This window comes from Metapseudomonas otitidis, assembly GCF_011397855.1.
GTDB lineage: Bacteria > Pseudomonadota > Gammaproteobacteria > Pseudomonadales > Pseudomonadaceae > Metapseudomonas > Metapseudomonas otitidis.
Genome location: NZ_AP022642.1, coordinates 2521347 through 2545714 on the forward strand (window position 1 = coordinate 2521347; position 24368 = coordinate 2545714).

Here is a 24368-nt window from a genome sequence, read left to right on the forward strand (position 1 = left end):
CCCTGAACGGTTCACTCAAGAGGATTCCCATGCGCCTGATCCGCATGCTGCTCGTCGCTGCCCTCGGCTTTGTCGCCTCCCAGGTGCAGGCAGACGACCAGGTGGCCATTTCCCGCCTGACCGAAATGCTCAACAAGGCCCAGACCATCACCGGCCGCTTTTCCCAGCTGACCCTGGACGGCTCCGGCACCCAACTGCAGGAAACCTCCGGCGAGCTGGCGCTCAAGCGTCCCGGTCTGTTCCGCTGGCACACCGACGAGCCCATGGAGCAGCTGCTCGTCTCCAATGGCGAGAAGGTCTGGCTGTATGACCCGGACCTGCAGCAGGTCACCATCCAGACCCTGGACCAGCGCCTGACCCACACCCCGGCCCTGCTGCTGTCCGGTGACGTTTCGAAGATCAGCGAGAACTTCGAGATCACCCACAAGGAAGGCGGTGACGTGGTCGACTTCATCCTCAAGCCCAAGGCCAAGGACACCCTGTTCGACACCCTGCGCCTGTCCTTCCGCAATGGCGTGATCAACGACATGCAACTGATCGACAGCGTCGGCCAGCGCACCAACATCCTGTTCCTCGGGGTGAAGATGAACCAGAAACTCGATGCCGCGCAGTTCGACTTCAAGATCCCCGAAGGCGCCGACGTCATCCAGGAATAACGGAGCCCACCGCGTCCCATGGACCTGTTCCGCAACGAACCCCTCGCCCAGCCACTGGCCGCGCGTCTGCGCGCCACCACGCTGGACGAGTACGTCGGGCAGGAGCACCTCCTGGCGCCGGGCAAGCCCCTGCGGGAGGCCCTGGAGCAGGGCGCGCTTCACTCGATGATCTTCTGGGGGCCGCCCGGGGTGGGCAAGACCACCCTGGCCAAGCTCCTGGCCCAGGTCAGCGATGCGCATTTCGAGACCATCTCCGCCGTGCTCTCCGGCGTGAAGGAGATTCGCCAGTCCGTCGAGATGGCCCGCCAGCAGGCCGCCCAGTACGGTCGGCGCACCATCCTCTTCGTCGATGAAGTGCACCGTTTCAACAAGTCCCAGCAGGATGCCTTCCTCCCCTACGTGGAAGACGGCACGCTGATCTTCATCGGCGCGACCACCGAGAACCCCTCCTTCGAGCTGAACAATGCGCTGCTGTCCCGTGCTCGGGTCTATGTGCTCAAGAGCCTCGACGAGCCGGCGATGCGCCGCCTCGTCGGGCGGGCGCTCAATGAGGAGAAGGGGCTGGGCAAGCGCAAGCTGAGCCTCTCGGATGAAGCCTTCTCCATTCTCGTCGCAGCGGCGGATGGCGACGGTCGCCGGTTGCTCAACCTGCTGGAGAACGCCGCTGACCTCGCCGAAGATGGCAGCGAGATCGCTCCCGAACTGCTGCAGAACCTGCTGGGTGACAGCCGCCGGCGATTCGACAAGGGGGGCGAGGCCTTCTACGACCAGATTTCCGCCTTGCACAAGTCCGTGCGCGGCTCCAGTCCCGACGGCGCGCTCTATTGGTACGCGCGGATGATCGATGGCGGTTGCGATCCGCTCTACATCGCCCGTCGCGTGGTACGCATGGCCAGCGAAGACATTGGTAACGCCGATCCACGGGCGCTCAGCCTGTGCCTCGCCGCCTGGGATGTGCAGGAGCGCCTCGGCAGCCCCGAGGGCGAGCTGGCCGTGGCCCAGGCCATCGTCTACCTGGCCTGCGCGCCCAAGAGCAACGCGGTCTACACGGCTTTCAAGGCCGCCATGCGCGACGTGGCCGAGAACGGCTCCCGCGAGGTGCCGCTGCACCTGCGCAACGCGCCGACCAAGCTGATGAAGCAGCTCGGCTACGGGGACGAATACCGCTACGCCCACGACGAGCCCGATGCCTATGCCGCCGGGGAGGACTACTTCCCCGAAGACCTCGAGCCGCGTCGTTACTACGAGCCGGTGCCCCGAGGCCTGGAACTCAAGATCCGCGACAAGCTCGAGCACCTCGCCACGCTCGATGCCCGTAGCCCGAGGAGGAGGCGTCCATGACGCCGCTGCCCTTGCTGCTCTCCGTCTCCCTGGGCGGCGTTGCCGGCACCCTGCTGCGCTTCGCCACGGCCAACTGGGTCTCGGCGCACTGGCCTCGGCACTTCTACCTCGGTACTCTTGCCGTCAATATCGTCGGCTGCCTGCTCATCGGCTTCCTTTATGGCCTGTTCCTGCAGCGGCCGGAGGTGCCGATCGAGCTTCGTGCAGGCTTGATCGTCGGATTTCTCGGCGGCCTGACGACGTTTTCTTCGTTTTCCCTCGACACGTTGCGCCTGCTGGAGAGCGGCCAGGTTCCCCTGGCCCTCGGCTATGCGGCAATCAGCGTGCTGGGTGGTCTGCTTGCGACCTGGGCAGGCCTGACTTTGACCAAATTCTGATAGACGGGAACCTCACATGCTCGACTCCAAACTGGTACGCACCCAGACCCAGGACGTGGCCCAGCGCCTCGCCGCCCGTGGCTTCCAACTGGACGTGGCGCGCCTCGAATCCCTGGAAAACCAGCGCAAGGCCGTGCAGACCCGCACCGAGCAGTTGCAGGCCGAGCGTAATGCCCGCTCCAAGTCCATCGGCCAGGCCAAGCAGCGCGGTGAGGACATTGCACCGCTGCTGGCCGATGTGGACCGCATGGGTGGTGAGCTGGAAGAGGGCAAGCGTGAACTTGACCGCATCCAGGCTGAGCTGGATGGCCTGCTGCTGACCATCCCCAACATCCCCCACGAGTCCGTTCCGGTGGGCGCGGATGAAGAGGGCAACGTCGAGGTTCGTCGCTGGGGCACCCCGCGCAACTTCGATTTCGAGATCAAGGACCACGTCGCCCTGGGCGAGCAGCATGGCTGGCTGGACTTCGAAACCGCCGCCAAGCTCTCCGGTGCCCGCTTCGCCCTGCTGCGCGGCCCTATCGCCCGTCTGCACCGTGCCCTGGCTCAGTTCATGATCAACCTGCACACCGGCGATCATGGCTACGAAGAGGCCTACACCCCCTACCTGGTCCAGGCGCCCGCGCTGCAGGGTACCGGCCAGCTGCCGAAGTTCGAGGAAGACCTGTTCAAGATCAGCCGCGAGAACGAGGCCGACTTCTACCTTATCCCCACCGCCGAAGTGTCCCTGACCAACATCGTGGCGGGCGAGATTCTCGACGCCAAGCAACTGCCGCTGAAGTTCGTCGCCCACACCCCGTGCTTCCGCAGCGAGGCGGGTGCATCCGGCCGTGACACCCGCGGCATGATCCGCCAGCACCAGTTCGACAAGGTCGAGATGGTGCAGGTCGTCGAGCCGTCCAAGTCCTTCGAAGCCCTGGAATCCATGACTGGCAACGCCGAGCGCGTGTTGCAGTTGCTGGAGCTGCCGTACCGCGTGCTCGCCCTGTGCACCGGTGACATGGGCTTCTCCGCCACCAAGACCTACGACCTCGAAGTCTGGGTACCGAGCCAGGACAAGTACCGCGAGATTTCCTCCTGCTCCAACTGCGGTGACTTCCAGGCCCGCCGCATGCAGGCGCGCTACCGCAACCCGGAAACCGGCAAGCCGGAGCTGGTCCACACCCTCAACGGCTCCGGCCTGGCCGTAGGCCGGACCCTGGTGGCGGTGCTGGAGAACTACCAGCAGGCGGACGGCAGCATTCGCGTGCCCGAGGTGCTCAAGCCCTATATGGGCGGCATCGACATCATCGGCTGATTGCCTGCGCCCGCACCGGCGCCTGCCAGCCTGTCCAGCCCGCGTCTCGGCCTCTGCCGACGCGGGCTGTTTCTTCCCGATTCACCCAGGGCTTTTCCATGGATTTCCTACCGCTGTTCCATAACCTCCAGGGTCGTCATGTGCTTGTCGTCGGGGGCGGAGAGATCGCCCTGCGCAAGGCGCGCCTGCTGGCAGACGCCGGCGCCTGCCTGCGGGTTGTGGCGCCGGAGATCGACAGCCAACTGGTGGCATTGGTCGAGCAGTCCCAGGGGTTGGTGCATCGCCGTGGGTATGCCTCGGGTGACCTGGAGGGGGCCGTGCTGGTCATTGCCGCCACCGATGACGAGCCGCTCAACGCGCAGATTTCCCGCGATGCCCAGGCGCGCGGCGTGCCGGTCAACGTGGTGGATGCGCCGGCCCTGTGCAGCGTCATCTTCCCTGCCATCGTCGACCGCTCGCCGTTGATCGTCGCGGTGTCCAGTGCGGGGGATGCGCCTGTCCTGGCCCGGCTGATCCGCGCCAAGATCGAGACCTGGATCCCCTCCGCCTATGGCCAGTTGGCCGGTCTGGCCAAGCGCTTCCGCCAGCAGGTCAAGCAACTGTTCCCCGACGTGCAGCAGCGCCGGGTGTTCTGGGAGGACGTCTTCCAAGGGGCGATCGCCGAACGCGTGCTCTCGGGGCGGCCCGCCGAAGCCGAGCGAATGCTCGCCGAGCGGGTCGCGGGTGGTGCGCCCAAGCCTCTGGGTGAGGTGTACCTGGTGGGGGCTGGCCCGGGCGACCCGGACCTGCTCACCTTCCGCGCCCTGCGGCTGATGCAACAGGCGGATGTGGTGCTCTACGACCGCCTGGTGGCCGAGCCCATCATCGAGATGTGCCGGCGTGACGCCGAGCGGATCTATGTGGGCAAGCGCCGCGCGGACCATGCCGTCCCCCAGGAGCAGATCAATCGCCTGCTCATCGACCTGGCCAAGCAGGGCAAGCGGGTGCTGCGGCTGAAAGGTGGCGACCCGTTCATCTTCGGCCGGGGTGGCGAGGAGATCGGCGAACTGGCCGCCCATGGCATCCCCTTCCAGGTGGTGCCGGGCATCACCGCTGCCTCCGGTTGCGCCGCTTATGCCGGCATCCCGCTGACCCACCGCGACCATGCGCAGTCGGTGCGCTTCGTCACCGGGCACCTGAAGGACGGCAGCAGCGACCTGCCCTGGGCTGACCTGACTTCGCCCGGCCAGACGCTGGTGTTCTACATGGGCTTGGTGGGGCTGCCGATCATTTGCGAGCAGTTGGTGCGCCATGGCCGCTCAGCGGATACGCCGGCGGCGCTTGTGCAGCAAGGCACCACCCGCAACCAGCGGGTGTTTACCGGTACCCTGGGCAACCTGCCGCAGCTGGTTGCAGAGCACGAAGTCCATGCGCCGACGCTGGTGATCGTCGGCGAGGTGGTCAAACTGCGTGACCAGCTCGCCTGGTTCGAAGGCGCTCAGGCGGACTGAGCAATGCCGCGCCCCGGCAGGTGATCGCGAGCGTGGGCGCTCAGCAGGTCGAGTTCGGGGCCGAGGGGGATGATCCCGGTGGGGTTGATGGTCCGGTGGCTGGCGTAGTAGTGGCCCTTGATATGGGTGAGGTCCACCGTCTCCGCAATCCCGGGCCACTGGTACAGCTCCCGCAACCAGCCTGAGAGATTGGGATAGTCCGCCAGGCGCTTGAGGTTGCACTTGAAGTGCCCGTGGTAGACCGCGTCGAAGCGGATCAGGGTGGTGAACAGCCGCCAATCGGCCTCGGAGAGGTGCTGGCCCGCCAGGTAGCGGGACTCAGCCAGTCGCGCCTCCAGGGCATCCAGCTCCCCGAACAGCGTGGTCACCGCCTCTTCATAGGCCGCCTGGGTGGTGGCGAAGCCGGCCCGGTAGACACCGTTGTTCACCGCCGGGTAGATGCGCTCGTTCCAGGCGTCGATATCGGCCCGCAGCGGGGCAGGGTAGAGATCGAGCGTGTTGCCGGTCAGCTCATCGAAGGCGCTGTTGAACATCCGGATGATCTCGGATGACTCGTTGCTGACGATCCGCTGCTGCTGTGTGTCCCAGAGTACCGGCACGGTCACCCGGCCGCTGTAGGTCGGGTCTTCCCGGGTATAGAGCTGGTGCAGGAAATCCAGGCCGTGGAGCACGTCGCCGGTTGAGCCCTGTGCCCGGTCGAAGGTCCACCCGTTTTCCCGCATCAGCCAGCTCACCACTGAAACACCGACCAGCGATTCCAGCCCTTTCAGGCGACGCACGATCAGGGTGCGGTGAGCCCAGGGGCACGCCAGGGATACGTAGAGGTGATAGCGCCCGGCCTCTGCCTTGAAGCCGCCGACACCACTCGGGCCTGGCCCGCCGTCACGGGTGATCCAGTTGCGGCGCCGGGCGTCCTCGCGCGTGAAGCGCCCATCGCCGGACGTGTCGTACCAAGTGTCGTGCCATGTGCCGTCGACCAGCAATCCCATTGTCCTGACCTCGTTGAAATGCGAGGCGCCAGTCTAGAGGCGATGAGGCGGGCAGAGGGATGAAGAATCCAGGTTCAGGTTATCGACGGTATCGATGGATTGCGCTGTGCCCACAGCCGCTCGGCCTCGGCAAATGCTGTGTCCCGGTCGTGGCCCAGGCCGCGCAGGGCGAGCGCCATGGTGGCCGTGACAGCCAACTGGCCGTAGCTGTCGTCCCGGCTTCCGTGCCATAGGCCCAGCAGTTGGTCGACGGCCAGGCGCTCAGGCTTCACATGGCGCAGTGCGGACAGCGCCGGCCATTCCTCGTCCCATACCTCGCCATCGCGGGTACCGAACAGGGTGCAGGCGCTGTCAGGGTTGACCTCGATCTCGCCGCCTTCGCCCTTGATCACCACCGAGGTGTCGCCCAGCAGGCGGCTCGCCTCGCGATGCACGGCCTGGTAGCCCGGGTGGAAGATGCTCTGCAGGCCGCAGCGGGCCTGGAGCGGGTTCAGCACGCGTGCGAGTGAGTGGATGGGCGAGCGCAGCCCGAGCACGTTGCGCAGGTCGATCATCCGTTGCAGGCGCGGCGCCCAGGCCCCCAGGGAAATGAAGGCGATGTTGTGACGGACCAGTGCGGCTTCGACAGCCGACCAGTCTGCGCAGTCGGGAATGCCCAGGCACTCCAGGTACTGTTCCGTATAGACCCGTCCCGCCGTGTGCAGGCCGCCACCGTGCAGCAGGATGCGGTACCCACCCTGGGCCAGGGCCTTCGCCGCCAGCAGGAACCAGGGGTGATGGCGCTTCTTGCCCGCATAGCTGGGCCAATCCAGGTCGATTGGCAGGCGAGGGGCGTCATTGCGTGCACGGAAGGCTTCGGTGAAACCCGCCAGCTCTTCGGCGCTTTCCTCCTTGTGCCGCAGCAGCATCAGGAAGGCGCCGAGCTGGGCCTCTTCCACTTCGCCGTCCAGCAGCATGCCCATGGCATCGCGAGCTTCTTCACGGGTCAGGCCACGGGCGCCGCGTTTGCCTTTGCCGAGGATGCGGACGAACTGGGCGAACGGGTGTTCGGTCGGGGTTGCGGGCGTCATAGGCAATTCGTCGGTCGGGGCAGGCCGGCGAGCTTGGCGGCAAGCTTGGCAGGAGCGCCCTTGAAGAGGTGATTGAGGTGCAGGCTGTTGCCCTTTTCCGGGCCCAGCTTCTGAGCGACGTACTTGATCAGCGGGCGATTGGCCGGTGACAGCTGGAACTCGTCGTAGAAGGCACGCAACAGCTCGAGGATTTCCCAATGGGCTGGTGTCAGTACCAGTTCCTCCCTGCGGGCCAGCGCTTCGGCGACGGCCGGGCTCCAGTCGGAGAGGTTTTCCAGGTAGCCGTCCTTGTCCAGTGCAAGGCTGCGGCCGTCATGCTCCAGGGTGTTCATAACCAGCTGTTCACCTTGTCGTAGTCCAGGCACAGCGCCACGAAGCGCGGGTAGTCCAAGGCGGTGCAATGGCTGGGGAGGTCGGTCAGGGCACGGGCCAGGATGTCTTCCTCCAGGGCGAACAGCGCCACCTGGGCAGGGAGCTGGTCCAACTTCAGTCTGGGAGCGGAGCCCTGGCGCAGGGCCTGGACCGCTTCTCCTGTCAGCAACAGAGCATCGCCCGGTCCGAGCACGCGCAGGCAACTGGCAAAGCGGCTGTCGCCGAACGGTGAGTGGGAAAGGATATGCAGCGTACTCATCAGAGGGTCACCACCAGGTCATGGCGTGCTATGAGGGCACGCAGCGCCTCGTCATTCAGTGGCTGGGCAGGCAGGGCCAGGTACGAGGCATCCAGCCCGCGTTCCTGCAGGCTGTAGGCGCAGGCGAAAAGATCCTCGATCCCGAACAGTGGCAAGGCCTGCAGGTTGGCGCTGAGGTCTTTCTGCTGAATATGGTGGGGAGCTTGGTCAGGCGTCAGCTGGAAGACGCCGTCATCCATGAACAGCATGGTCAGCGGCAGATCGAAGGCACCGCCGGCCAGCGCGATATCCAGCGCCTCGCGGGCGCTGGGGCCCGAGCCCGGCGCGCGACGGCTGATGATGAGCATGGACTTGGCCATCAGTCCCCCCCGAAGCAGACCAGCCGGTCTGCCAGTTGAGCGGCTTCGTGCAACTGCCCGAGGCCGGAAAGTGTCCATCCACCCGCCAGATTGGCCGCCTCTCGGCCGTATCGCGCCGCCTCCTCGGCATTCAGCACGCCCCGGCGCAACGCAGCGGCGATGCACACCACGCCGTCCAGTTGATGAGCTGCGACCAGTGCCTGCCATTCCTGCGCCGTATCGGTTTCATCCTGCGGTGCGACGACGTTGGCCGAGGCGCTGTGCACGCCGTCTTGGTAGAAGAACAGCCGCACCACTTCATGGCCGGCCGCGAGCACGGCTTCGGTGAAGCGCAGCGCCCGGCGAGAGGCTGGCGAGTGGGGCGGGGAGAAGAGGGCGATGGCGAATTTCATGGAGCAGATCGTCTTGAATGCAGGGCGCCATGATAAGGCTTGGGCCGTCGTTTTGCAGGCAAGAAAAAGCCCGCCGAAGCGGGCTTTCCTTGAGGCTGCGGGTTCAGTCGTCGCCGCTCATCACACCGAAGATCTGCAGCAGGCTGACGAACAGGTTGTAGATCGACACGTACAGGCTGATGGTCGCCATGATGTAGTTGCGCTCGCCGCCGTGGATGATCGCACTGGTCTGGAACAGGATGCAGACCGAGGAGAACACCACGAAGCCAGCGCTGATCGCCAGTTGCAGGCCGCTGATGTCGAAGAAGAAGCTGGCCAGCATGGCGCCGATCAGGACGAAGAACCCAGCGGTGATGAAACCGCCCAGGAAGCTCATGTCCTTGCGGGTGGTCAGCACATAGGCCGACAGGCCGAAGAACACCAGCGCCGTCATGGCGAACGCCGAGGCTACCACTTCACCGCCGTTGGGCATGCCCAGGTAGCGGTTGAGGATGGGGCCGAGGGTGTAGCCCATGAAGCCGGTCAGGGCGAAGGTGGACAGCAGGCCCCAGGCGGAATTGCGCAGTTTCACGGTCAGGAAGAACAGACCGTAGAAGCCCAGCAGCACCACGAAGATGCTCGGGTAGCCGACGCGCATCTGCTGCGCGACGTAGGCGACCAGGCCGCTGAAGGCCAGGGTCAGCGCCAGAAGGCCATAGGTGTTGCGCAGCACCCGGCTGACTTCGAGGTCGCCGGCCTGCGCCTGGCTGATTGCGTAATCGTGATCGCTCATTTGCATGACTCCTGCAAGTTTGTAAGGTCCGTGACCGCAGTCGGGCGAAATGATAACAGAGCGCACGAACGTCCCACGTGACAGAGTTTGACAGCGTGTTGCGTTCGGGTACTATTGCCGCCCGCAATTGCGGAAGTGTGGCCGAGTGGTTGAAGGCAGCGGTCTTGAAAACCGCCGATGGGAAACTATCCGTGAGTTCGAATCTCACCGCTTCCGCCATATTCAAAGCCCTGATTTATCAGGGCTTTTTCATTTTCTGGCACCGGCTGACACCCGCCGGCAGGCCGTGAGAATCAGTGCGAGTCCCAGAATAAACGGGGTGCAGTCCCAAAACTCACCGCTATTTTGCCGGCTTCGCGATCGCTCCTCGCCTGACGTAGACGGTCTTCGTGATCTCCTCCTCAGTGTGTCCCAGGAGGCGGCTGGCCTCCTTCAGGTCGTTGATTTCGGTCGCAGCCTTCGGCCTGATGTCCTTGAACTGGAATTCACGGATCAGCGCCCCCAGCTCCGGGTCACCGGCCTCGATCGCGGCTTTCTGAGCGGCCTCCCGTGCTGCCTCCCACCGGTCCCGCAGCATGCTCGGGCTGACGTGTCGCCCTCTGTCGCTGAGGATCAGGTACGGGCTGCCGAAGCCTTCATTGCGCGCCAGGATGCGGGCCACCAGCACGCCCAGACTTGTCAGCACCCCATCGATCTTCATCAACACGCGCACCTTGTGGCCCGTCTTCCCTTGCTTGACCTCGAAGTAGTCGCCGTCGATGTCGGTTTTCCGCATCATGATGACGTCTGCCGGGCGCTGTCCGGTGAGATAGGCAAGGTCCATTGCGTCCCGAAGCTCGGGAACAGCCCTGGCATACACCGCATCCCACACCGCGTCCTTGGCGTAGTAGTCGCGAGGCTTCTCCCTGTTCTTACGCACCCCGCGGCAGGGGTTCTCCTTCGTCGTGAGCCCCCATTCCCGGGCGATGTTGAACACATGCGAAAGCGTCGCGATCTCCCTGTTGGCGCGGACTTTTGCCGATCGGCCGTCTCGGTACTGGGCGATCATCGCCGGGGTCAGCGCGTCGATCGGAGCCTCATCGAATACGATCCGGAGCTGCTTGATCTCCTTCTTGTTGTCCTCCTGCGTGCGGGGCGCCTTCTTCGGCACGATGTCCCGGAGGTAGCGATCGAAGATCGCGCCCATGATGCGTAGATCCTTGGGCTTCTCGGTGGCCTCGAACTCGGCCCACTTGATGCGGGCCATGTCCAGGTCGTTGCCGAGAAACACGTCTTTGCCGTCTGAGCCGCGGTAGTAGTAGGCGACCCAGACGTCTCCATTCTTCCGCTTGCGCCGCCGGACATAGAGGTTCGGCGGCAGCTTGCGGTTCTCTCTGTTGCGGGGGCGCATTTCAATTCATCCGTGTGAAGTCGGGAGTCCAGGCGGGAGTCGGCAGGGGCGGCGGCTGCAGTCCATTGACGACCTGGACCAGACCGAGCTTCATGCGCGCGTACTGGCGCCCCACCAGGGGGCGTCCGCCACGGCTCTCGACGAAATGCCAGTGGCGTTCTCGAAGCCAGCGGCGCTGCCAGCCGCGGGCCTTGTAGCCGGTAATCTCGGCCAACTCTTCGTCGGACAGGATTTCGCTTTCCATGGGAGGTCCTCCCCGCCGGCGTGGCCGGCAGGTTGCTATGGGGGTAGGGGGTCAGGCTGAAGCGGCTTTTTGCTGGCGCTCCAGCAGGGCCTGGTAGGCCTCGGGGTGCTGCTTGTCGAAGGCGGGTAGCCGGTCGGTCTCCACCCACTGGCCGGGCTTGGTGCCCTTGTCCAGCCAGGAGGTGCCGCCGCGCGTCCAGGCCGTGGGGCTGATGCCTGCCTCGGCGATCTGCTTGGTGGTGATGTAGCCTTGCTGGCGCAACTGGATCAGCACCTGCAGGGCGGCCTCCTTCCAGGGCGTCAGCCGGAGCGGGCTGGGCACGCCGGCCGGCACGTCGGGCACCACAATCGGCACCTGGCAGCGCTCGCAGGGGTTCCAGTCGAACAGGCGATTCCGCCAGGCCGTCCCGTACTGCAGCCAATACCGGATGTCGAAGCTGATCCGCATGCGCTCGCCGTCTTCCAGGGTGATGGCCCGCTGTATGTTCGGCCTCAGCACCGCTATGCCGCACATCTCAAGCAGGCGCTGGATACCCAGGCTTGCCTCGGTGATGTCGGCGACGATCACCAGGCGGTGATCCGGCCCGGGCGAGCCGTACCGGCTTTCCCAGTCGCCGGGCAGGATCTGGTCGGCCACCTTCGCGTTCAGCTTCAGCTTGGCTTCCACACCGATTTGCCAGCCGGTTTCATGCACCACCAGCACGTCGAAGCCGGCTGTCTCCGGGTAGCAGACCCATCCGGGCAGGGCGTTGAATTCGGCGATGAAGGCCGCGCACAGCTCGGCTTCGCTGCCGATGGTTGGGCGTTCACGGGCCATTCGGTGGTTCCTCCATCGGTCTGACGCCGTAGGCCCGCAACCATTGGGCGATCATGCCGGTGGCGTTGCTTCGCTCGGCGCTGAAGCCGCGCACCCGCCTTGAGCCCAGTTGCAGCCGCTCCCTCAGCTCCTGATTCTCCTTGGCCAGCGCCACGGCCTGGTCGCGCAGGAGCACTGCGTCAGCCAGGCGGCACAGCTCGGTGCCCAGCGGAAGCAGTCCGCCGGCGTCGAACTCGCTGGCGTCGACCACCTCTAGGAAAAGGCCGTCCTGGTCTTCCGTGACGATCGCCAGCTTCTTGACTTGGGTTGCTCCGACCTTCATGCGGCAATCCTCCGGAACTCGACGACCCAGACCCAGGGGTTGGCGTCCCAGCTGCCGGCGCCGTTGATGGACTGCCACAACTCTCTGAACATGGCTCTCGGGACCGATTCGTCGTGCGGGCTGGTGAGCTTCACGCCCACGGCGTGCTTGGTCACGCCGATACCCTCGGCAACGCACTGCTCGTCGCTGATGTCCTGCAGGTGCTCGACACGAACTGCGGTGATCTCCAGCAGGATGCGGGAGGCCCAGCGGGGCATGTGGATCGAGGGGCGCCATGGGTATCCGCGGACCCCGACATCACAGTCGGCAAGGGGGTCAGTCGCGGCAAAACGTACCTCTTGCCCATACCCATGCGCAGGCTTCACCGGCTCGTACTGACCAGCACTCAACGTGGCGAAAGTTTCCCGCACCCACAGCCGGTCGCCTGGCTCGCCGTAAGGGCAGGAGATGCGAGCGTGCAAGCCGGCACCAAGCGTCTTGAATGGCGTATTTGGGTCGACCATTGAGCCAAGGAAGTCGGGCTGCGGCTTCATCACGCGCCGCGTGACGGTTTTCTCGCCGCTGAGGATGGCGCGAACCATGGGGCCGGCGAACAGGATCGGACGCTCACGCATGGCACACCTCCGCACGCTCGGCGCCCAGTTCCTGGCGCGGGCTCAGGATATTGGAGGCCAGGACCACCTCCATTCCGCACTGCACCGCGCAGGCGTGTTCCAGGGTGGCGCCGTGGGAGCTTGTCCAGCCCGGCAGCATGGCCACCGCATCGCAGGTCACCAGCTCGCGGATATCGACCCGCATGCAGGTCTGCCAGCTGGTGTTGGGGTTGGGGTTGAGCTCGGCCGGGTTGACCACGTCGTAGCCCAGGGCGCGGAGGCGGGCGGCTTCGGCGTGGAACGCGGGGAAATTGAGTTGGGGCAGCCCGGTCATGGGGCCGGCGAGGTAGATGCGGCGCATGGGGAATCCCTCCGGCGCAGTGCGCAGAGTCAGGTGATGGGGTAGGGGATCGGTGTTACTGGGCTGTTGCTTCGAGATAGGCGGCTATGAACTGCGTCGCCGCTTCAGCATTGATGGCGTTTCCGTAGGCGCGCAGTCGTCCCACTCGGGCGGTAGCCCCATGAGCCAGCGGGAATGTGCCGGGTTCAACTGGCCGCCACTTTCCATCCCGGCAGAAGAGCCAATCAGCATCTGCCCAGAGGCCGTTAACCGGGCCGGCTGGTCGTGGATCAGGTATCGAACAGCATCCTTTAAGTTGACCTGGTGTCCCTGCGCCAGGCGCAGCTCCGGGTCCTGGCCGTTGCCTCGCAAGCTCTGCGGTGTCCCGGCGTTCGGAGTCGGCCAGCCGGCCAGCAGCGCTTTGCCCCCAAGCGATTCCAGGCCGCGCTCCGTTTCCACCTGATCCTTGGCGTTCGCCGTTGGCGTTGGCCACGTTGCTAAGCACGCCGCCGCCGCCAGATCTGGACCATGATTTCTCATTGCTTCGACCAGTCCGCCTTCCAGCATGCGAACACCCTTGTCTGCTAATGCGGCTGTTGGCGTCGGCCACCCAAAATAGGCGGTCCCTGATGTGCGGAGCACCGACGCTCGCAGACGGGAACGGGATGGCCCCGAAGGCGTAGCCCATGGCTTCCACGTCAGCTTGTACAAGGTCGATCCAAGGCTCAGCGTCCTTGCTTGCAACCTGCTCTCCAAAGACGACTGGAGGGCGGCGCTCTTGAATAAGCCAATAGAACGACGGCCAGAGGTGGCGTGGGTCATCAAATCCAGCGCCTTGGCCTGCCGCGGAGAAAGGTTGGCACGGACAGGAACCGGTCCAAACAGGTCGATCATCTGGCCAGCCTGCACGGCGAAGGGCGAGAGACCAGACGCCGATGCCGGCAAAGAAGTGGCACTGAGTGTAGGGCTTGAGGTCATTGGGGTGCACATCCTCAATTGATCGTTCGTCGACGTCGCCTGGCGCTATGTGGCCGGCTGCGATGAGGTTCCTGAGCCACTGGGCTGCATAGGCGTCGTGCTCGTTGTAGTAGGCCGCCACAGCGCCCTCCTTCGTACGTCAGTCAGAGTCGGGTTTATCGTCGTCCTCGGTAACGGATGCAGCGCCCGTATCGAGGTCATGCAGATCGATGATCGAGATGGAGTTGGTCCCGTCGGTTACACGCCACTGCGGCAGCTCCAGGTTCCGGAAGGTGCCGCAGAAGTGCCGATAGGCGCCCAGGGCTGCACGCCTGAAGGACTTCGCGGCGACCGTGCAGATCGGCATGTCCTTACCCCCCCCCCTGTGAGGCGAAGCTCGAAGATGCAGAGGTCGGCAACCCGCTTGGCGGCTTTACGCGCCGTGCTGGGGTTGATGCTGAACTGCTCGCACACCTCGGTCGTGGGCATGCTGGCCATGGCATCGGCGATTGCTTTGTCGCGGCCCGGATTGCGCAGGCCGGCATAGAGGACTGGTTGCATGGGTTTCTCCCGGGCGCACGAGGTCGCGCCGCTGGTGCGGTGTGGTGGTGTGGGGTATTGGTTGCTTGGGGCTAGCTCTCTTCCTGGTCGAGCCTTTCAGCCTCTGCTGCGCCGGTCGCGCGGAGCTTGTGCGCCACGTTCTCCGATATCGTGATTTCGTGGCGCGGCACGGCGAAGGCGTGGGCCGATCCCTCCGGCCCGAGGGCGTGCAGGTTGAGCGTCATCAGCTGCACCGCCTCGGATATCTCCTCGATGCCGTGCCAGGCCATGAGGTCCGCCAGCTTCGCCTTGATGCCCGGCCGGACCCGGTGGCGCAGTTCTTCCTCACCCCGCTGACGCCGGCGCTCAGCCGCTTTCGCTGACCGCTGCTGCGATGTCATTGCCATCCGCGTGCTTCTCCTGGTGCTGGGCCACCAGCTCGCTCAGTGCCTGCTTCGTGAAGCCATGGCGGCTGGCGAACTGGATGCCGTGTTCCTCGGCGAGGCGGCCGAGCCGTTTGCGGCAGACGCCCATCCGCCGGGCCACCTCGGTGATGTAGTAGTGGGGCGCCAGCGCCCGCAGCTGGGGCAGCAACTGCTCCCGCTCTGCGCGGTAGCGCTCCTGCTGGGTCGGGCTGTTGGTGGTCCGCTGTTTCTTCGTGCGGGCCTGGGCGGCGGCGTAGCGCCTTGGGTACTTGTCGGCGTCCAGCTCAGCAGCGCAGCCCAGGGTCTGGCGCTGCTGCTCGTGGCTGCTGAACCCGGCCATGGACAGCATGGCTACGCACCCTTGCGAGCGAAGCGCACCACCGCCAGGGGGCCGCACACCTGGGTGAAGATCGGTGCGGTCTGGCCGTACCCGCGGCGGGCGGCGAGGGTGAGTGCATCGGTGAGGGTCTTGGCGGCGAACTCTTCCACCTGGTGGTTGCGCTGGCTGTTCATGGCGTTCTCCGTATTGGTTGGCCTGCACTCGACAGCACTCATCCATCCCGCTGGCTGCCGATGGGCGCGGGGTGAGTGCTGTCGACTGGAGGCGAAAAAAAGCCCCGGTGTGAGCGGGGCGAGTCGGTCGTGCGAGGTGGTGCAATCCCTGGCGCTGTGCCGGCGTCCTGCCGGCAGGGTTGGGACCGCTCGGACGGCGGGCCCGGAAGTGGGCTACGCGCGCTTTACGCGCGGCTGACGATTCAGCAGCTCCTGACGAACCACCTTCACCGAGCGCGGCGCGATGATGCCGAACTGAACGCCCCCGGCTTCCTGGCGCGGCAGTACCACGATGGTGATGTCGTCGTTGATCCTGATGGCCTCGCCGGGCGTGCGGGTGATGATCTTCATGGGGGCCCTCCCTGGTTGGTGAGGGTCCGACCATAGCCTGGGCGGGGGCGTCCTACAGGGCTGCGCCTGCAGGCCGGGGCGGAGTCGTCAGCGGAAGTCCACGGCGCCGCCATTGGCGGCCATCTGAAACGCCTTGTTCCACAATTGGTACTGGCTGAAGAAGAACCCGGCCAGGTTCGCATTGGCCGCCTCATACTGCCGCGCACGCTCTTCCCACTCGGCAAAGTCGCGGGCCAGCTTGACGCTGACCACGGGGCCGATGGTCCCGTGGCAGTCGCTGAAGTGGATCAGCTCGAAGAACGGGCCAGACCTGGCCGCAATCGCCCCGTGGTAGTAAGGGAACCTCACCTCATCGGCGGGGATGGTCTCAATCGGCGCCGGCGCATAGCCCACCATCCGGGCCAGCGCATCACGCCAGTAGTGGTAGCCGCCGTAGCTGCCCGCCGAGAAGCGCATGGAGTTCTCGGCCTTGTAGAACCCTTGGTCCTCCAAGCCTTCTGCCCTGTCAGGCATCGTCACGAAGGCACACAGGCTGTAGACCAGGCGTTCGCCCGTCTTCGGGTCCACGGGGTCGTCTTCCTCGTCGAACGCCACTTCCAGCCGCGTGAGCCGCTCGAACGCTTTGATCTGGAGCCCCATCGTCGTTCCCTCCTGGGCGGTGCAGGTGTCGTCCGTAAGCGCCGTGCAGGCGCCCGAGGGCGGATCTTACATCGCCGCCCTCCGCTGGTTGGTGAGTGACTTCGAAAAGCGACCCTCCGCCCACGGGGCGGCCGTGGGGTGGCTGCATGGGTTGGGTGATCTGCTGCGTCTCTTGTGCTGCGACTTGCGCGTTACGGGACCTGGAGACAGCGTTGCCCTTCACTGAGCACCTTGCCGGCGCCGGCTCGTGCTCGCGTCAGATCACCCACCGATGCAGCCAGGGCCTTGCGGCCCTGGTGGTCGGTTGCTGCCGGTGTTACACGCCACCTCCGGCTGGGCGGATGTTTGTTCGGGGGACCTGAGGTCCCGACAGATCACCGCGCTCTGCATGCCGTGATCACTCGTTTCTGCGGTGCTCGACGCTGCGCACCTGGGGTGAGGCGACCCCTGTACCCGTTCTGCTGGAGCAAGGCCTTGGCTCGCTGCGGCCTCGCCTGCGGTGTTCTGCTGGCGTGAGCTAAATTTAGCCGCGGGCTAAATCTTTGGCAATAGCTCCGAGCTAAATTTTTTCTTTGCACATGCGACTAGTGGCCTATTGATGCGTTTAGCAATCAGCTAGTACTGTATGGATATCCAGCAAGGAGAAGCCCATGACCAAGAAGAAGAGCCAACCCGAACGCCGCGAACTCACCAGCCTGGAGCGGCTGGGCCTGAGGGTTTCGGCGATGATCAACGCGCCCAAGTCGCAGCTGGAGCGCTGCGTGACGATTCACCGGCTGGACACGGATACGGACGAGGCGTGGGATGGGGTGATGGAGCTGCTGGCCGAGGAGCCGGGTATCGACATGACGTTCAACGACGACGGCACGGTGACGCTGCGCTGGGCGCTGGAGAGCGACGGGGATGCCCGTGTGGAGGAGGGCGACGACCTGGTGTCGCTGGACGAGGAACCCGCCGCGTTCTGATCTACTGGCGCCGGTCCGCCCACCGGGTGATCAGGTGGGCGGGCGTGGCGCGCCTCATGTGCAGGCGCCGGCCGTCTGCCAGTTCAACCTCAAGGCCGCGAACGACGCCGAACACCGTGGCCACGTACTCCACATAGCCCCGCAACTCCCATTCCCCTTCATGCTGGTACCGGGGGCTGATCAGTCCGCTGCAGGGCGCCGGCCCGTAGAGCTTGAAGCGGCTTTCCGTGTCGACCTCGCCGACCTTCGTTTCTCCGTCCACCAGGTCGTAGAGGTAGCGGTACTGGTAGCAGGTCTCCGACAGCTCCGCTCGCTGGCAGGCGAACTGGAATGACGCCCAGGCGGCCAGCGTCAGCTCGTTGCGCAGCTCCAGGGAGAGCTGCCCCGCCTGGTGGAGCATGTTGAGGCTATCGCGCAAGAAGGCGTAGTGCTCGAACGGCGTGTAGATCCATGCCATCTGGTCCTGGTAGGCGGCGCACCAGGTGCAGAGGATCTTGGAATGAACGAAGCGGGCAAAGTCGACCATGGATTGGGAAGGTTGCTGGATGGATATCCAGTATGCCGCCAGGGCCCCGGGGCTCGCCAGATGCCTCAGATGAGAGGCGAGGGTAGGTGCTCGACCAGATGAGGGCCCTGGTTGCGCACGTTGCCCACGGCGCGGTCGACGCGGTACCACTCGAATGCCTCCGGCCCCTCGCCGTGCTGCAACATCTGCTCGGCGCGCTCCCGGGGCGTGGCCGGGTCAAGCCACTCCCGGGCCAGCTCCGGGGCGAACGCCACGGGCCGGCGGTCGTGCACGTCCACCATGCCGCCCAGGGCATCGGCGGTGATGATCACGAAGCCGTCTGTGTCCTGCGGCTCCTCGTGCACCTGGCCGATCGAGGCGCAGAGGGAAGGGGTGCCGTCCTTGCGCCGTATGAAATAGGGCTGTTTCCGCTTCTCACCCTCGTCCACCCACTCATACCAGCCCGAGATAGGGCACAGCATTCGGTGCGGCCAGATGGCGCGGAAGAAGCGGCTTGTGGACACCGTCTCGGCCCGGGCGTTGATCGGCGCTGCGCGGTCCTGCGCCCAGTGCGGCCGCCACCCCCAGCGCACAGGCGCCAGCCGCCCACTCGTCTCGAGCGGCAGCACCATATGCACCTGGGTGGTGGGCGCGATGTTGTAGCGAGGCTCCGCCTGGGCCGGCGGCTCACTGTGGATGTTCAGTAGATGGTGGATCTCGGCCCAGCTCATGGCCTGGACGACTCGGCCGCACATGGCGCGCTCCCTCTGGCAGGTGCTGGAAGGGTAGACCAGCGCCCCGCGTGAACGTGCGGCCTGTGCTCAGGTCTACCGGAAACCACCCCCAGCGGAGGCCGAGATGAACGAGACCAGCAACGAGCGCCACCAGCGCCTGGCCAAGGCGGCTGCGGCAGCCTGGAAGGAAGTGGCCGACCTGATGGCAGCCAACCCGGATATGGGCGACGTACGCAACCAGGACCTGCTGTTCAGGCTGCAGTCAGCAGCAGAGCAGGCGGCCTGGGCCTACTGGGAGAACGTGGACGCTGAAGATGCGGAGGCGGAGCCGGATGAGGTGTAGGGCCGGAATGAAAGAGCCCCGCGCAGGGCGGGGCCGTCATGCTACTCAGCTGGAGGCTCAGACCTAAGTACATCAATAATCGTTGCCTGTCTTATTTTGTCGTCAAGAATTTTTGCGTTTACGTTTAAGTAGACAGTGGTTCTCTCCCACTCTGCATACTGCAAGATTTCTTTCCTAGTGGCGTCGAGGAAGTCATCTTGCAGAATGGCATCAAACTCAGTTGAGCCCTTGTTTCTGCGTACTCTAACTTTGAATTCCTCTGGGTTTGAGGAGTCAACTTTTAAAATTCTGTAGTACCCGTCAAGTCGCTTTTCAAGAGCTTGTCTTCTTGCGTTCGTTGTTATTTCTTGAGCTGCTTCGCCACTGATTGTAATGTCGCCCACCGTTGCCGACTCAGCAGAAGAAAATCCTTTCAGCATACCTGTTTTTGCGTCGTATGCTTGTTGTGCTACATCTACCAGAACGGGCTGTTTGGTCATTAAGCGGACAAGGGTTTCATGTCGCTTAGACTCTTCTTTTGACATTTCTTGAATTGCTTGAAGTGTTTCTCTCTGTTGTTCTTTTTTTACTTCTGCAAGGCGAATTTCTTTGCGAGATGCTATGTACTCGGAGTACATGGTCTTTCCAACCCATAAGACCCCAAGGCCGAGTACAGTGGCAACCATGAGTTCAGGGCTCATTTTATCACCTGCCTTTTCTGCGAATTTCATTAATAGTTCTTGAAAGTCAACCTCGAATATTGATGATCCTTCGTCGACTTTGACTTGTATTTCTAGTTCATCCCTTTCTTCTTTCGAAAGACGTCTAACATCTTCGCTTCCGTATTGAGAAAGTGCGTAAGATTTGTAAACCAATCCTTGAAGCTCAAGGAAGGACTTCATTACAGTCGGAGTTATCGTTTGGTCGAATTTTTCCCCAACCAATCTTACTCTTAGCTTAGGCCATCCATCTAATTCTATTTTGCCTTTAAGGGGGCTGCCGTTGAGAAATTCTTGGATAACGGCGAAGGCATCATCTTCACTTCTAATTACAATATCTTGTGACACGGCGCTCCCCTTTCTTGAAACTTTTTGAGTTTAGTATCAGGCGTTTTTTATATTAAAAAGTTTGGCTTGCCATCTGGCGCGAAGACGCCCACCGCCCCTTGGAAACGGGCAAAGTCCCTGGCTTTTCTGCGCATGGGCAACGCGTAGATTTTCACTACCACCTCCTTGTGGCTCGGGATAATGGCTAGGCCTTCATGCCCCGCCAGACATACAACACTCTGGCATGGATGGTGACCGCCTCCACAGGGACCACCCGGTCCTTGTGCTTGGGGTTGTCGGAGATCATGTCGAAGTGCTCGGCGTCTGCCTTCTGCAGGCGCTTGATGTAGAGCATCCCGTCCCAGGTAAGCAGGTAGATGCCGTCCCCGGTGAATTCGGTCACGCCGCGGTCGACGATGAGCGGGTCGCGGTCGTTGATCGTCCCCTCCATGGACTGGCCCCACCCGGTGATGATGGAGAGGTTTGCGGGGGAGGTGTACTCGAGGCCGAGCTTTTCGAGCTGCACGCCAGAGACGACTACGTTGCGCATGAACTCCACGTACTCGGCCGGCACCTGGCCGTGGCCCATGCTGGCGCGGACATCGTACTGGGGGATCAGGATATCGCCCGAGGCCAGGCGGCCGGCGCGGTTGAAGTCGCCGGTGATGACGTTGGTGGGCTGGGTTTCCTCGGCGGCGAGCAGCAGGCGCTCGCGCGCCTCGGGCGAGATCGATTTGCCGGCCTTGGTTTCGAGCATGGCCCGCACGATATCGGCGGCTGACTGCGGAGTAGCCGAACTCTGGCCTTCATCGAGGGGAGCGGTCGAAACGTCCCGCAACTGATCCAGCCAGCCCCGCTCAAGCCCTTCCAGGGTTTCGATGCGGCGAGCCACGTCGTCCCCGAGATTCTTCTCGGTTTTGTCGGAAAGGATCTGGCTGAGATGGGCGGCCGACATCTCCCACTTCTGCGCGCACGCGTTCTTGCGGCGGGCGCCGATGAGGGCGATGAGGTTCTGCTTGCGGATTGCGTAGATGTCCATTTCGCGATGTTGCCATCCTTTAGCGCTGTGCTAAATGTGCGCACAGCTAAATATGCCTTGCTGATAAATTAGCTCTGGGCTAAATTTCCTCCATCTGAGACAGGAGGAATCCCTTCATGAATGACCATCTCCGCGACTGGCTCGCGAAGGCGCCGGCGCAGGTTCGTGAGTCGGTCGCCAAGCAGGCCGGAACTACGGTAGGCCACCTCTGGCAGCTTGCCGGCGGCCACCGTAAGGCATCCGCTGATCTTGCTGAGCGCCTGCAAGAGGCCTCCAAGGGCGAGATCACCATCGCCGGCCTTCGCCCTGACCTGCTGGAGCTGGCCCGCAAAGTCCTGCAGGCCCAACCCATCGAATCGCACCAGTAATTCCATGGCTCCACGATAGGGTCAGGAGATCAAGATGACACTGTCCAAACCGCGACAGAACTGCAGCCGGGACCAGGTGCTGATTGCGCACGCCCAGGAGCAGATCGCCCGGACCTCTCGGTCCACCGATGACTTCGCGCACGCGCTGAACACCCTCCTGCTGCAGGCCCTGGGCGACCAGGCCGAGGCGCGCAAGGTGCCCAACCTGGCTGACACCAGCATCGGCGCCGCCGAGTACATGAAGGCCACCAGCGCCTGGCTGAAGCGGGTGCAGCGCTGGCTGGCCGCCGAGGTCGACTTTCCGGCCTGGCTGGAAGAGGCCTGGGTTGAAGCGCTCGAACCCGAATACCGCGAGCGGTGCCTGCAGGAGCTGGCCAGCCGTTACGGGCTGCTGGCGGTGCGGGAGCTGGGCGGGGAGGCTTGCCCGGTCACGGCCTTCGGCCAACTGGTGACCCGCATGGGTTCCACCGTGGAGGCCTGCGGCCAGGTGCTGGCTGATGGGCGGATCGACGCCAACGACGTGCCGCTGCTGCCCGCCATGATCGACACGCTGCGCGCAGCGGAGAGCCGCTGCAGTGAGCTGCGCCGGGCGGCGGAGTGTGTGCTGGCCAGCCAGCAGCCTGCGCTGAGGGCCGTGCCGTGAGTACCGTGATCATGTCGGCCTGCTGGCCGCTGCAGGGGATGACGGCGACGCAGAAGGCTGTGCTTATCTCGCTGGCGGACAACGCCAACGACGAGGGGGTGTGCTGGCCGTCGGTGTCGAACATCTCGCTGCGCACCTGCCTGTCCGAGCGGGCGGTGCAGGGTGCCATCAAGTGGCTGTGCGCGGCGGGGGCGCTGGCCACCAGCGATCGCACCGGGCGCTCCACCGTGTACACGGTGACCCCCGAAGCATATGCACCCCCGCAGGAGCTGCACCCCCGCAGCAAATGCACCCCCGCAGATGGTGCGGGGTTACCCCCGCAGCAGGTGCACCCCACCCCCGCAAATGCTGCACCCCACCCCCGCAGCAGCTGCACCCAGAACCGTAATAGAACCAACAAGGAACCGTCAGCAGAACCGCAATCCTCTTTGCCGACCGTTCCGGCCGCCCCGTCGAAGGGCAAGCGGCCGACCAAGGCGCAGAGCCAGGAAGCGGAGCTGGCTCGCCAGGAATCCTGCCGGGCGATCTGGCAGGCCTACTCGGCGGCCTACGAGGCGCGCTACGGCGCTCGGCCTGTTCGCAACGCCAAGGTCAACGCCCAGGTGGGGGACTTGCTCAAGCGCCTCGGCGCCGAGGAGGGCCCGCAGGTGGCGGCGTACTTCGTCGGGATCGAGGACGCCTACCTGCTCCGCAGCTACCACGAGTTCGGCCTGCTGCTGGCCCGGTCCGAAGGCTACCGCACGGCCTGGGCCACCCAGACGCAGGTGAACGGCCGCACCGCCATCCAGGCGGAGAAGACACAGGCGAACCTGAGCGCCGCCCAGGCTGCCCTGAAGGCCCAGCGCGAGAGGAGGGGTGCCCATGCTGACGCCTGACCAGGAAGACCGCCTGCTGGTATCGCTGTTCGCCACTGCCGAGGCCATGGGCCATGAGCTGACCCAGGCCGCCGCGCTGATGATGGTGGACGACCTGAAGGGCTACCCGGAGCCGGTGCTGGTCGACGCACTGCAGGCCTGCCGCCGGGAGTTGACCGGAAAGCTGACCCTCGCCGCCATCCTGCAGCGTGCGCAGGCCGCCGACGGACGCCCGGCCCGTGATGAGGCCTGGTCCATCGCCCTGGCCGCGTCCGATGAGTTCGAGTCGGTGATGCTGACGGACGAGATCCTCGCAGCGCTGCAGGCCGCCCGGCCGAGCCTGGAGGCCCGCGACAAGGTGGGGGCTCGCATGTCGTTCCTGTCGGCCTACGACCGCCTGCTGGAGGCCGCTCGCCGCGAAGGCAAGCCCGCCAACTGGCAGCTCTCCATCGGCTACGACCCCCAGCGCCGCGCCGCCGCCGTCGAGCAGGCCGTGCTGCTGCAGCGCCTGCCGGCACCAGTGGGTCAGCAGCTGCTGGCGGACCTGCGCGAGCAGGGCGTGCCCGTCTCCCAGGACGGTGCCGCCATCGCTGGCCTGCTGACTGGCCGAACCGCCGCCCCGTCACCGGAGATCCGCCAGCGCCTCATCGCCCTGAAGGAGGGGCTGGAGCAACAGAAGCGAGACCGCGCCGCTGCACGCCGCGCCGAGCTCGCCCACTACGGCGAGAACCTGAAAGCCCGCCGCGTGCAACTGATGGCCCAGGCCAAAGGAGCGAAACGTGACTGATCAACTACGCTGGCGCGCCAAGCGTGGCACAACCAGCTGCTGGGAAACCCCGTGCGGCTACACCGTGGCCCTGTGCCGCCTGCCGAACAACCGCTACACCGTGACCGCCCCGGGCGGCAGTGCACCGTTCGCCTACACGGACCGGAGCGAGGACATCCCCGGGCTGATCCAGGCCCACAAGGAAGCGCAGGAGGTGCCGGCATGATGCAGGGACGAGCAGTAACAGCTGAGCAACGCCGCTGGCACGACCTGCTGGTGAACGAGGTGGGGTGCATCGCCTGCCGCCACGACGGCCGAGGCGTGAACACGTACTGCAGCATCCACCACGTGGACGGCCGGACGAAGAGGCACGCGCACTGGTATGTGCTGCCCCTGTGCGGCCCGCACCACCAGACCGGCGGCGAGGGTGTCGCGCTACATCACAACAAGGCGCGATTCGTAGCGCGCTACGGCACCGAGGCGGACCTCCTGGCGGAGTGCGCCAAGATCTTGGCCACGGACCAGCATGTCATCCCCGCCGGCTTCCTGGCCTGGCTGGATGGCCCGGAGGTGATGGCATGAG

Annotated in this window: 37 protein-coding genes and 1 tRNA gene; 14 read left to right on the plus strand and 24 right to left on the minus strand. The window is 64.7% G+C overall.

The genetic code is table 11. The features are described from left to right. Nucleotides 1–29: 29 nt before the first annotated feature. The 5 genes from lolA (at nucleotide 30) to cysG (ending at nucleotide 5161) form a co-directional block, all read left to right on the plus strand. Entirely contained in the window at nucleotides 30–656 is a 627-nt protein-coding gene (gene lolA, locus PotMrB4_RS11510; protein WP_074972582.1) for an outer membrane lipoprotein chaperone LolA, read from the plus strand. Between the two features lie 18 nt (nucleotides 657–674). Further along, complete coding sequence (locus PotMrB4_RS11515; protein WP_172433317.1) at nucleotides 675–1997, plus strand: replication-associated recombination protein A; 1323 nt, start codon at nucleotides 675–677, stop codon at nucleotides 1995–1997. Beyond that, on the plus strand, nucleotides 1994–2374 hold the full coding sequence (gene crcB, locus PotMrB4_RS11520) for a fluoride efflux transporter CrcB (RefSeq protein ID WP_044406340.1): 381 nt from the start codon (nucleotides 1994–1996) through the stop codon (nucleotides 2372–2374). Before PotMrB4_RS11515 ends, crcB begins: the two co-directional genes overlap by 4 nt. A 16-nt stretch (nucleotides 2375–2390) precedes the next feature. Further along, nucleotides 2391–3671, plus strand: coding sequence for a serine--tRNA ligase (gene serS / locus PotMrB4_RS11525; protein ID WP_172433318.1), 1281 nt, complete (start codon nucleotides 2391–2393; stop codon nucleotides 3669–3671). A gap of 98 nt (nucleotides 3672–3769) precedes the next feature. After that, nucleotides 3770–5161 (plus strand): siroheme synthase CysG, encoded by a 1392-nt coding sequence (gene cysG, locus PotMrB4_RS11530; RefSeq protein ID WP_172433319.1) that lies wholly within the window; start codon nucleotides 3770–3772, stop codon nucleotides 5159–5161. Here the strand turns inward: cysG and PotMrB4_RS11535 are convergent. The 7 genes from PotMrB4_RS11535 to PotMrB4_RS11565 all read right to left on the minus strand — a co-directional run bounded on the left by PotMrB4_RS11535 (nucleotide 5149) and on the right by PotMrB4_RS11565 (nucleotide 9374). Further along, complete coding sequence (locus PotMrB4_RS11535; protein ID WP_172433320.1) at nucleotides 5149–6150, minus strand: glutathione S-transferase family protein; 1002 nt, start codon at nucleotides 6148–6150, stop codon at nucleotides 5149–5151. The genes cysG and PotMrB4_RS11535 overlap by 13 nt on opposite strands. 74 nt (nucleotides 6151–6224) lie before the next feature. Next, nucleotides 6225–7220 carry a glycosyl transferase family protein gene (locus tag PotMrB4_RS11540; protein WP_172433321.1) on the minus strand — a complete coding sequence of 332 codons (996 nt, stop codon included), beginning with the start codon at nucleotides 7218–7220 and terminating at the stop codon, nucleotides 6225–6227. Then, a complete protein-coding gene (locus tag PotMrB4_RS11545; protein ID WP_069564794.1) occupies nucleotides 7217–7552 on the minus strand; it encodes a TusE/DsrC/DsvC family sulfur relay protein in 336 nt (111 codons plus the stop codon). Before PotMrB4_RS11545 ends, PotMrB4_RS11540 begins: the two co-directional genes overlap by 4 nt. Next, nucleotides 7549–7851, minus strand: coding sequence for a sulfurtransferase complex subunit TusB (tusB, locus tag PotMrB4_RS11550; protein ID WP_160481811.1), 303 nt, complete (start codon nucleotides 7849–7851; stop codon nucleotides 7549–7551). The genes PotMrB4_RS11545 and tusB overlap by 4 nt, the downstream gene beginning before the upstream one ends. Beyond that, nucleotides 7851–8210, minus strand: a complete 360-nt coding sequence (tusC, locus tag PotMrB4_RS11555; RefSeq protein WP_172433322.1) for a sulfurtransferase complex subunit TusC — start codon at nucleotides 8208–8210, stop codon at nucleotides 7851–7853. The genes tusB and tusC overlap by 1 nt, the downstream gene beginning before the upstream one ends. Next, nucleotides 8210–8602 (minus strand): sulfurtransferase complex subunit TusD, encoded by a 393-nt coding sequence (gene tusD / locus PotMrB4_RS11560; RefSeq protein WP_172433323.1) that lies wholly within the window; start codon nucleotides 8600–8602, stop codon nucleotides 8210–8212. Before tusD ends, tusC begins: the two co-directional genes overlap by 1 nt. A 103-nt stretch (nucleotides 8603–8705) precedes the next feature. Next, nucleotides 8706–9374, minus strand: coding sequence for a Bax inhibitor-1/YccA family protein (locus PotMrB4_RS11565; protein ID WP_044406370.1), 669 nt, complete (start codon nucleotides 9372–9374; stop codon nucleotides 8706–8708). A 131-nt stretch (nucleotides 9375–9505) separates the two neighbouring features. Here PotMrB4_RS11565 and PotMrB4_RS11570 point away from each other — a divergent pair. Further along, nucleotides 9506–9593: transfer RNA gene (locus PotMrB4_RS11570), tRNA-Ser, on the plus strand. Between the two features lie 121 nt (nucleotides 9594–9714). Here PotMrB4_RS11570 and PotMrB4_RS11575 read toward each other — a convergent pair. The 13 genes from PotMrB4_RS11575 to PotMrB4_RS11635 all read right to left on the minus strand — a co-directional run bounded on the left by PotMrB4_RS11575 (nucleotide 9715) and on the right by PotMrB4_RS11635 (nucleotide 16543). After that, nucleotides 9715–10764 (minus strand): tyrosine-type recombinase/integrase, encoded by a 1050-nt coding sequence (locus tag PotMrB4_RS11575; RefSeq protein ID WP_069561063.1) that lies wholly within the window; start codon nucleotides 10762–10764, stop codon nucleotides 9715–9717. 1 nt (nucleotide 10765) lies between these two features. Beyond that, nucleotides 10766–11008, minus strand: a complete 243-nt coding sequence (locus PotMrB4_RS11580) for a DUF4224 domain-containing protein (RefSeq protein WP_069561062.1) — start codon at nucleotides 11006–11008, stop codon at nucleotides 10766–10768. A 51-nt stretch (nucleotides 11009–11059) separates the two neighbouring features. Beyond that, nucleotides 11060–11824, minus strand: a complete 765-nt coding sequence (locus tag PotMrB4_RS11585) for a hypothetical protein (protein WP_172433324.1) — start codon at nucleotides 11822–11824, stop codon at nucleotides 11060–11062. After that, nucleotides 11814–12146, minus strand: coding sequence for a hypothetical protein (locus PotMrB4_RS11590; protein WP_172433325.1), 333 nt, complete (start codon nucleotides 12144–12146; stop codon nucleotides 11814–11816). The genes PotMrB4_RS11585 and PotMrB4_RS11590 overlap by 11 nt, the downstream gene beginning before the upstream one ends. Further along, nucleotides 12143–12760 carry an ASCH domain-containing protein gene (locus PotMrB4_RS11595; RefSeq protein ID WP_172433326.1) on the minus strand — a complete coding sequence of 206 codons (618 nt, stop codon included), beginning with the start codon at nucleotides 12758–12760 and terminating at the stop codon, nucleotides 12143–12145. Before PotMrB4_RS11595 ends, PotMrB4_RS11590 begins: the two co-directional genes overlap by 4 nt. Continuing rightward, nucleotides 12753–13100, minus strand: coding sequence for a DUF4406 domain-containing protein (locus PotMrB4_RS11600; RefSeq protein ID WP_172433327.1), 348 nt, complete (start codon nucleotides 13098–13100; stop codon nucleotides 12753–12755). Before PotMrB4_RS11600 ends, PotMrB4_RS11595 begins: the two co-directional genes overlap by 8 nt. 55 nt (nucleotides 13101–13155) lie before the next feature. After that, on the minus strand, nucleotides 13156–14178 hold the full coding sequence (locus tag PotMrB4_RS11605; RefSeq protein WP_172433328.1) for a DNA cytosine methyltransferase: 1023 nt from the start codon (nucleotides 14176–14178) through the stop codon (nucleotides 13156–13158). An 18-nt stretch (nucleotides 14179–14196) separates the two neighbouring features. Further along, nucleotides 14197–14403 carry a hypothetical protein gene (locus PotMrB4_RS11610; protein ID WP_172433329.1) on the minus strand — a complete coding sequence of 69 codons (207 nt, stop codon included), beginning with the start codon at nucleotides 14401–14403 and terminating at the stop codon, nucleotides 14197–14199. Nucleotides 14404–14668: 265 nt separating this feature from the next. Continuing rightward, a complete protein-coding gene (locus PotMrB4_RS11615) occupies nucleotides 14669–14983 on the minus strand; it encodes a hypothetical protein (RefSeq protein ID WP_172433330.1) in 315 nt (104 codons plus the stop codon). Continuing rightward, a complete protein-coding gene (locus tag PotMrB4_RS11620) occupies nucleotides 14943–15350 on the minus strand; it encodes a hypothetical protein (RefSeq protein WP_172433331.1) in 408 nt (135 codons plus the stop codon). The genes PotMrB4_RS11615 and PotMrB4_RS11620 overlap by 41 nt, the downstream gene beginning before the upstream one ends. A gap of 2 nt (nucleotides 15351–15352) precedes the next feature. Next, nucleotides 15353–15514, minus strand: a complete 162-nt coding sequence (locus PotMrB4_RS11625; RefSeq protein WP_172433332.1) for a hypothetical protein — start codon at nucleotides 15512–15514, stop codon at nucleotides 15353–15355. 213 nt (nucleotides 15515–15727) lie between these two features. Further along, a complete protein-coding gene (locus tag PotMrB4_RS11630) occupies nucleotides 15728–15904 on the minus strand; it encodes a carbon storage regulator (RefSeq protein WP_165676937.1) in 177 nt (58 codons plus the stop codon). 87 nt (nucleotides 15905–15991) lie between these two features. Then, nucleotides 15992–16543: a hypothetical protein gene (locus tag PotMrB4_RS11635; RefSeq protein ID WP_172433333.1), complete on the minus strand. Its 552-nt coding sequence runs from the start codon at nucleotides 16541–16543 to the stop codon at nucleotides 15992–15994. Between the two features lie 650 nt (nucleotides 16544–17193). Between PotMrB4_RS11635 and PotMrB4_RS11640 the strand changes: the two genes are divergently transcribed. Continuing rightward, the gene (locus PotMrB4_RS11640; protein WP_172433334.1) at nucleotides 17194–17508 is read left to right on the plus strand and encodes a DUF1654 domain-containing protein; all 315 of its coding nucleotides are present in this window, start codon (nucleotides 17194–17196) and stop codon (nucleotides 17506–17508) included. Nucleotide 17509: 1 nt separating this feature from the next. Here PotMrB4_RS11640 and PotMrB4_RS11645 read toward each other — a convergent pair whose 3' ends face one another. After that, nucleotides 17510–18034 (minus strand): hypothetical protein, encoded by a 525-nt coding sequence (locus PotMrB4_RS11645; RefSeq protein WP_172433335.1) that lies wholly within the window; start codon nucleotides 18032–18034, stop codon nucleotides 17510–17512. Nucleotides 18035–18099: 65 nt separating this feature from the next. After that, nucleotides 18100–18768, minus strand: coding sequence for an SOS response-associated peptidase (locus PotMrB4_RS11650; RefSeq protein WP_172433336.1), 669 nt, complete (start codon nucleotides 18766–18768; stop codon nucleotides 18100–18102). 103 nt (nucleotides 18769–18871) lie between these two features. Here PotMrB4_RS11650 and PotMrB4_RS11655 point away from each other — a divergent pair, with 103 nt between their 5' ends. Beyond that, nucleotides 18872–19090 (plus strand): hypothetical protein, encoded by a 219-nt coding sequence (locus PotMrB4_RS11655; protein ID WP_172433337.1) that lies wholly within the window; start codon nucleotides 18872–18874, stop codon nucleotides 19088–19090. Between the two features lie 41 nt (nucleotides 19091–19131). Here PotMrB4_RS11655 and PotMrB4_RS11660 read toward each other — a convergent pair whose 3' ends face one another. Together PotMrB4_RS11660 and PotMrB4_RS11665 are read right to left on the minus strand one after the other, a co-directional pair. Further along, complete coding sequence (locus PotMrB4_RS11660) at nucleotides 19132–20136, minus strand: hypothetical protein (protein ID WP_172433338.1); 1005 nt, start codon at nucleotides 20134–20136, stop codon at nucleotides 19132–19134. A 184-nt stretch (nucleotides 20137–20320) separates the two neighbouring features. After that, nucleotides 20321–21154 (minus strand): S24 family peptidase, encoded by an 834-nt coding sequence (locus PotMrB4_RS11665; protein ID WP_172433339.1) that lies wholly within the window; start codon nucleotides 21152–21154, stop codon nucleotides 20321–20323. 116 nt (nucleotides 21155–21270) lie between these two features. On the opposite strand from PotMrB4_RS11665, the gene PotMrB4_RS11670 reads away from it, so the two are divergent. Genes PotMrB4_RS11670 through PotMrB4_RS11695 form a run of 6 tightly spaced genes read left to right on the plus strand, consistent with a single transcriptional unit; the run spans nucleotide 21271 to nucleotide 24367 of the window. Further along, the gene (locus tag PotMrB4_RS11670) at nucleotides 21271–21522 is read left to right on the plus strand and encodes a helix-turn-helix domain-containing protein (protein ID WP_172433340.1); all 252 of its coding nucleotides are present in this window, start codon (nucleotides 21271–21273) and stop codon (nucleotides 21520–21522) included. A 34-nt stretch (nucleotides 21523–21556) separates the two neighbouring features. Continuing rightward, on the plus strand, nucleotides 21557–22165 hold the full coding sequence (locus PotMrB4_RS11675; protein WP_172433341.1) for a hypothetical protein: 609 nt from the start codon (nucleotides 21557–21559) through the stop codon (nucleotides 22163–22165). Next, nucleotides 22162–23040: a helix-turn-helix domain-containing protein gene (locus PotMrB4_RS11680; protein WP_172433342.1), complete on the plus strand. Its 879-nt coding sequence runs from the start codon at nucleotides 22162–22164 to the stop codon at nucleotides 23038–23040. The genes PotMrB4_RS11675 and PotMrB4_RS11680 overlap by 4 nt, the downstream gene beginning before the upstream one ends. Then, the gene (locus PotMrB4_RS11685; protein WP_172433343.1) at nucleotides 23027–23806 is read left to right on the plus strand and encodes a hypothetical protein; all 780 of its coding nucleotides are present in this window, start codon (nucleotides 23027–23029) and stop codon (nucleotides 23804–23806) included. The genes PotMrB4_RS11680 and PotMrB4_RS11685 overlap by 14 nt, the downstream gene beginning before the upstream one ends. Further along, complete coding sequence (locus tag PotMrB4_RS11690; RefSeq protein ID WP_172433344.1) at nucleotides 23799–24011, plus strand: hypothetical protein; 213 nt, start codon at nucleotides 23799–23801, stop codon at nucleotides 24009–24011. The genes PotMrB4_RS11685 and PotMrB4_RS11690 overlap by 8 nt, the downstream gene beginning before the upstream one ends. Continuing rightward, on the plus strand, nucleotides 24008–24367 hold the full coding sequence (locus tag PotMrB4_RS11695; RefSeq protein ID WP_232060824.1) for a Ref family recombination enhancement nuclease: 360 nt from the start codon (nucleotides 24008–24010) through the stop codon (nucleotides 24365–24367). Before PotMrB4_RS11690 ends, PotMrB4_RS11695 begins: the two co-directional genes overlap by 4 nt. The last annotated feature ends 1 nt before the right edge of the window (nucleotide 24368 follow it).

What these genes read in the sequence shown, in the direction of transcription:
- lolA (WP_074972582.1), top strand. Translation starts at nt 30, where the DNA reads ATGCGCCTGATCCGCATGCTGCTCGTCGCTGCCCTCGGCTTTGTCGCC.
- PotMrB4_RS11515 (WP_172433317.1), top strand. Translation starts at nt 675, where the DNA reads ATGGACCTGTTCCGCAACGAACCCCTCGCCCAGCCACTGGCCGCGCGT.
- crcB (WP_044406340.1), top strand. Translation starts at nt 1,994, where the DNA reads ATGACGCCGCTGCCCTTGCTGCTCTCCGTCTCCCTGGGCGGCGTTGCC.
- serS (WP_172433318.1), top strand. Translation starts at nt 2,391, where the DNA reads ATGCTCGACTCCAAACTGGTACGCACCCAGACCCAGGACGTGGCCCAG.
- cysG (WP_172433319.1), top strand. Translation starts at nt 3,770, where the DNA reads ATGGATTTCCTACCGCTGTTCCATAACCTCCAGGGTCGTCATGTGCTT.
- PotMrB4_RS11535 (WP_172433320.1), bottom strand. Translation starts at nt 6,150, where the DNA reads ATGGGATTGCTGGTCGACGGCACATGGCACGACACTTGGTACGACACG.
- PotMrB4_RS11540 (WP_172433321.1), bottom strand. Translation starts at nt 7,220, where the DNA reads ATGACGCCCGCAACCCCGACCGAACACCCGTTCGCCCAGTTCGTCCGC.
- PotMrB4_RS11545 (WP_069564794.1), bottom strand. Translation starts at nt 7,552, where the DNA reads ATGAACACCCTGGAGCATGACGGCCGCAGCCTTGCACTGGACAAGGAC.
- tusB (WP_160481811.1), bottom strand. Translation starts at nt 7,851, where the DNA reads ATGAGTACGCTGCATATCCTTTCCCACTCACCGTTCGGCGACAGCCGC.
- tusC (WP_172433322.1), bottom strand. Translation starts at nt 8,210, where the DNA reads ATGGCCAAGTCCATGCTCATCATCAGCCGTCGCGCGCCGGGCTCGGGC.
- tusD (WP_172433323.1), bottom strand. Translation starts at nt 8,602, where the DNA reads ATGAAATTCGCCATCGCCCTCTTCTCCCCGCCCCACTCGCCAGCCTCT.
- PotMrB4_RS11565 (WP_044406370.1), bottom strand. Translation starts at nt 9,374, where the DNA reads ATGAGCGATCACGATTACGCAATCAGCCAGGCGCAGGCCGGCGACCTC.
- PotMrB4_RS11575 (WP_069561063.1), bottom strand. Translation starts at nt 10,764, where the DNA reads ATGCGCCCCCGCAACAGAGAGAACCGCAAGCTGCCGCCGAACCTCTAT.
- PotMrB4_RS11580 (WP_069561062.1), bottom strand. Translation starts at nt 11,008, where the DNA reads ATGGAAAGCGAAATCCTGTCCGACGAAGAGTTGGCCGAGATTACCGGC.
- PotMrB4_RS11585 (WP_172433324.1), bottom strand. Translation starts at nt 11,824, where the DNA reads ATGGCCCGTGAACGCCCAACCATCGGCAGCGAAGCCGAGCTGTGCGCG.
- PotMrB4_RS11590 (WP_172433325.1), bottom strand. Translation starts at nt 12,146, where the DNA reads ATGAAGGTCGGAGCAACCCAAGTCAAGAAGCTGGCGATCGTCACGGAA.
- PotMrB4_RS11595 (WP_172433326.1), bottom strand. Translation starts at nt 12,760, where the DNA reads ATGCGTGAGCGTCCGATCCTGTTCGCCGGCCCCATGGTTCGCGCCATC.
- PotMrB4_RS11600 (WP_172433327.1), bottom strand. Translation starts at nt 13,100, where the DNA reads ATGCGCCGCATCTACCTCGCCGGCCCCATGACCGGGCTGCCCCAACTC.
- PotMrB4_RS11610 (WP_172433329.1), bottom strand. Translation starts at nt 14,403, where the DNA reads ATGCCGATCTGCACGGTCGCCGCGAAGTCCTTCAGGCGTGCAGCCCTG.
- PotMrB4_RS11615 (WP_172433330.1), bottom strand. Translation starts at nt 14,983, where the DNA reads ATGGCAATGACATCGCAGCAGCGGTCAGCGAAAGCGGCTGAGCGCCGG.
- PotMrB4_RS11620 (WP_172433331.1), bottom strand. Translation starts at nt 15,350, where the DNA reads ATGCTGTCCATGGCCGGGTTCAGCAGCCACGAGCAGCAGCGCCAGACC.
- PotMrB4_RS11625 (WP_172433332.1), bottom strand. Translation starts at nt 15,514, where the DNA reads ATGAACAGCCAGCGCAACCACCAGGTGGAAGAGTTCGCCGCCAAGACC.
- PotMrB4_RS11630 (WP_165676937.1), bottom strand. Translation starts at nt 15,904, where the DNA reads ATGAAGATCATCACCCGCACGCCCGGCGAGGCCATCAGGATCAACGAC.
- PotMrB4_RS11635 (WP_172433333.1), bottom strand. Translation starts at nt 16,543, where the DNA reads ATGGGGCTCCAGATCAAAGCGTTCGAGCGGCTCACGCGGCTGGAAGTG.
- PotMrB4_RS11640 (WP_172433334.1), top strand. Translation starts at nt 17,194, where the DNA reads ATGACCAAGAAGAAGAGCCAACCCGAACGCCGCGAACTCACCAGCCTG.
- PotMrB4_RS11645 (WP_172433335.1), bottom strand. Translation starts at nt 18,034, where the DNA reads ATGGTCGACTTTGCCCGCTTCGTTCATTCCAAGATCCTCTGCACCTGG.
- PotMrB4_RS11650 (WP_172433336.1), bottom strand. Translation starts at nt 18,768, where the DNA reads ATGTGCGGCCGAGTCGTCCAGGCCATGAGCTGGGCCGAGATCCACCAT.
- PotMrB4_RS11655 (WP_172433337.1), top strand. Translation starts at nt 18,872, where the DNA reads ATGAACGAGACCAGCAACGAGCGCCACCAGCGCCTGGCCAAGGCGGCT.
- PotMrB4_RS11665 (WP_172433339.1), bottom strand. Translation starts at nt 21,154, where the DNA reads ATGGACATCTACGCAATCCGCAAGCAGAACCTCATCGCCCTCATCGGC.
- PotMrB4_RS11670 (WP_172433340.1), top strand. Translation starts at nt 21,271, where the DNA reads ATGAATGACCATCTCCGCGACTGGCTCGCGAAGGCGCCGGCGCAGGTT.
- PotMrB4_RS11675 (WP_172433341.1), top strand. Translation starts at nt 21,557, where the DNA reads ATGACACTGTCCAAACCGCGACAGAACTGCAGCCGGGACCAGGTGCTG.
- PotMrB4_RS11685 (WP_172433343.1), top strand. Translation starts at nt 23,027, where the DNA reads ATGCTGACGCCTGACCAGGAAGACCGCCTGCTGGTATCGCTGTTCGCC.
- PotMrB4_RS11695 (WP_232060824.1), top strand. Translation starts at nt 24,008, where the DNA reads ATGATGCAGGGACGAGCAGTAACAGCTGAGCAACGCCGCTGGCACGAC.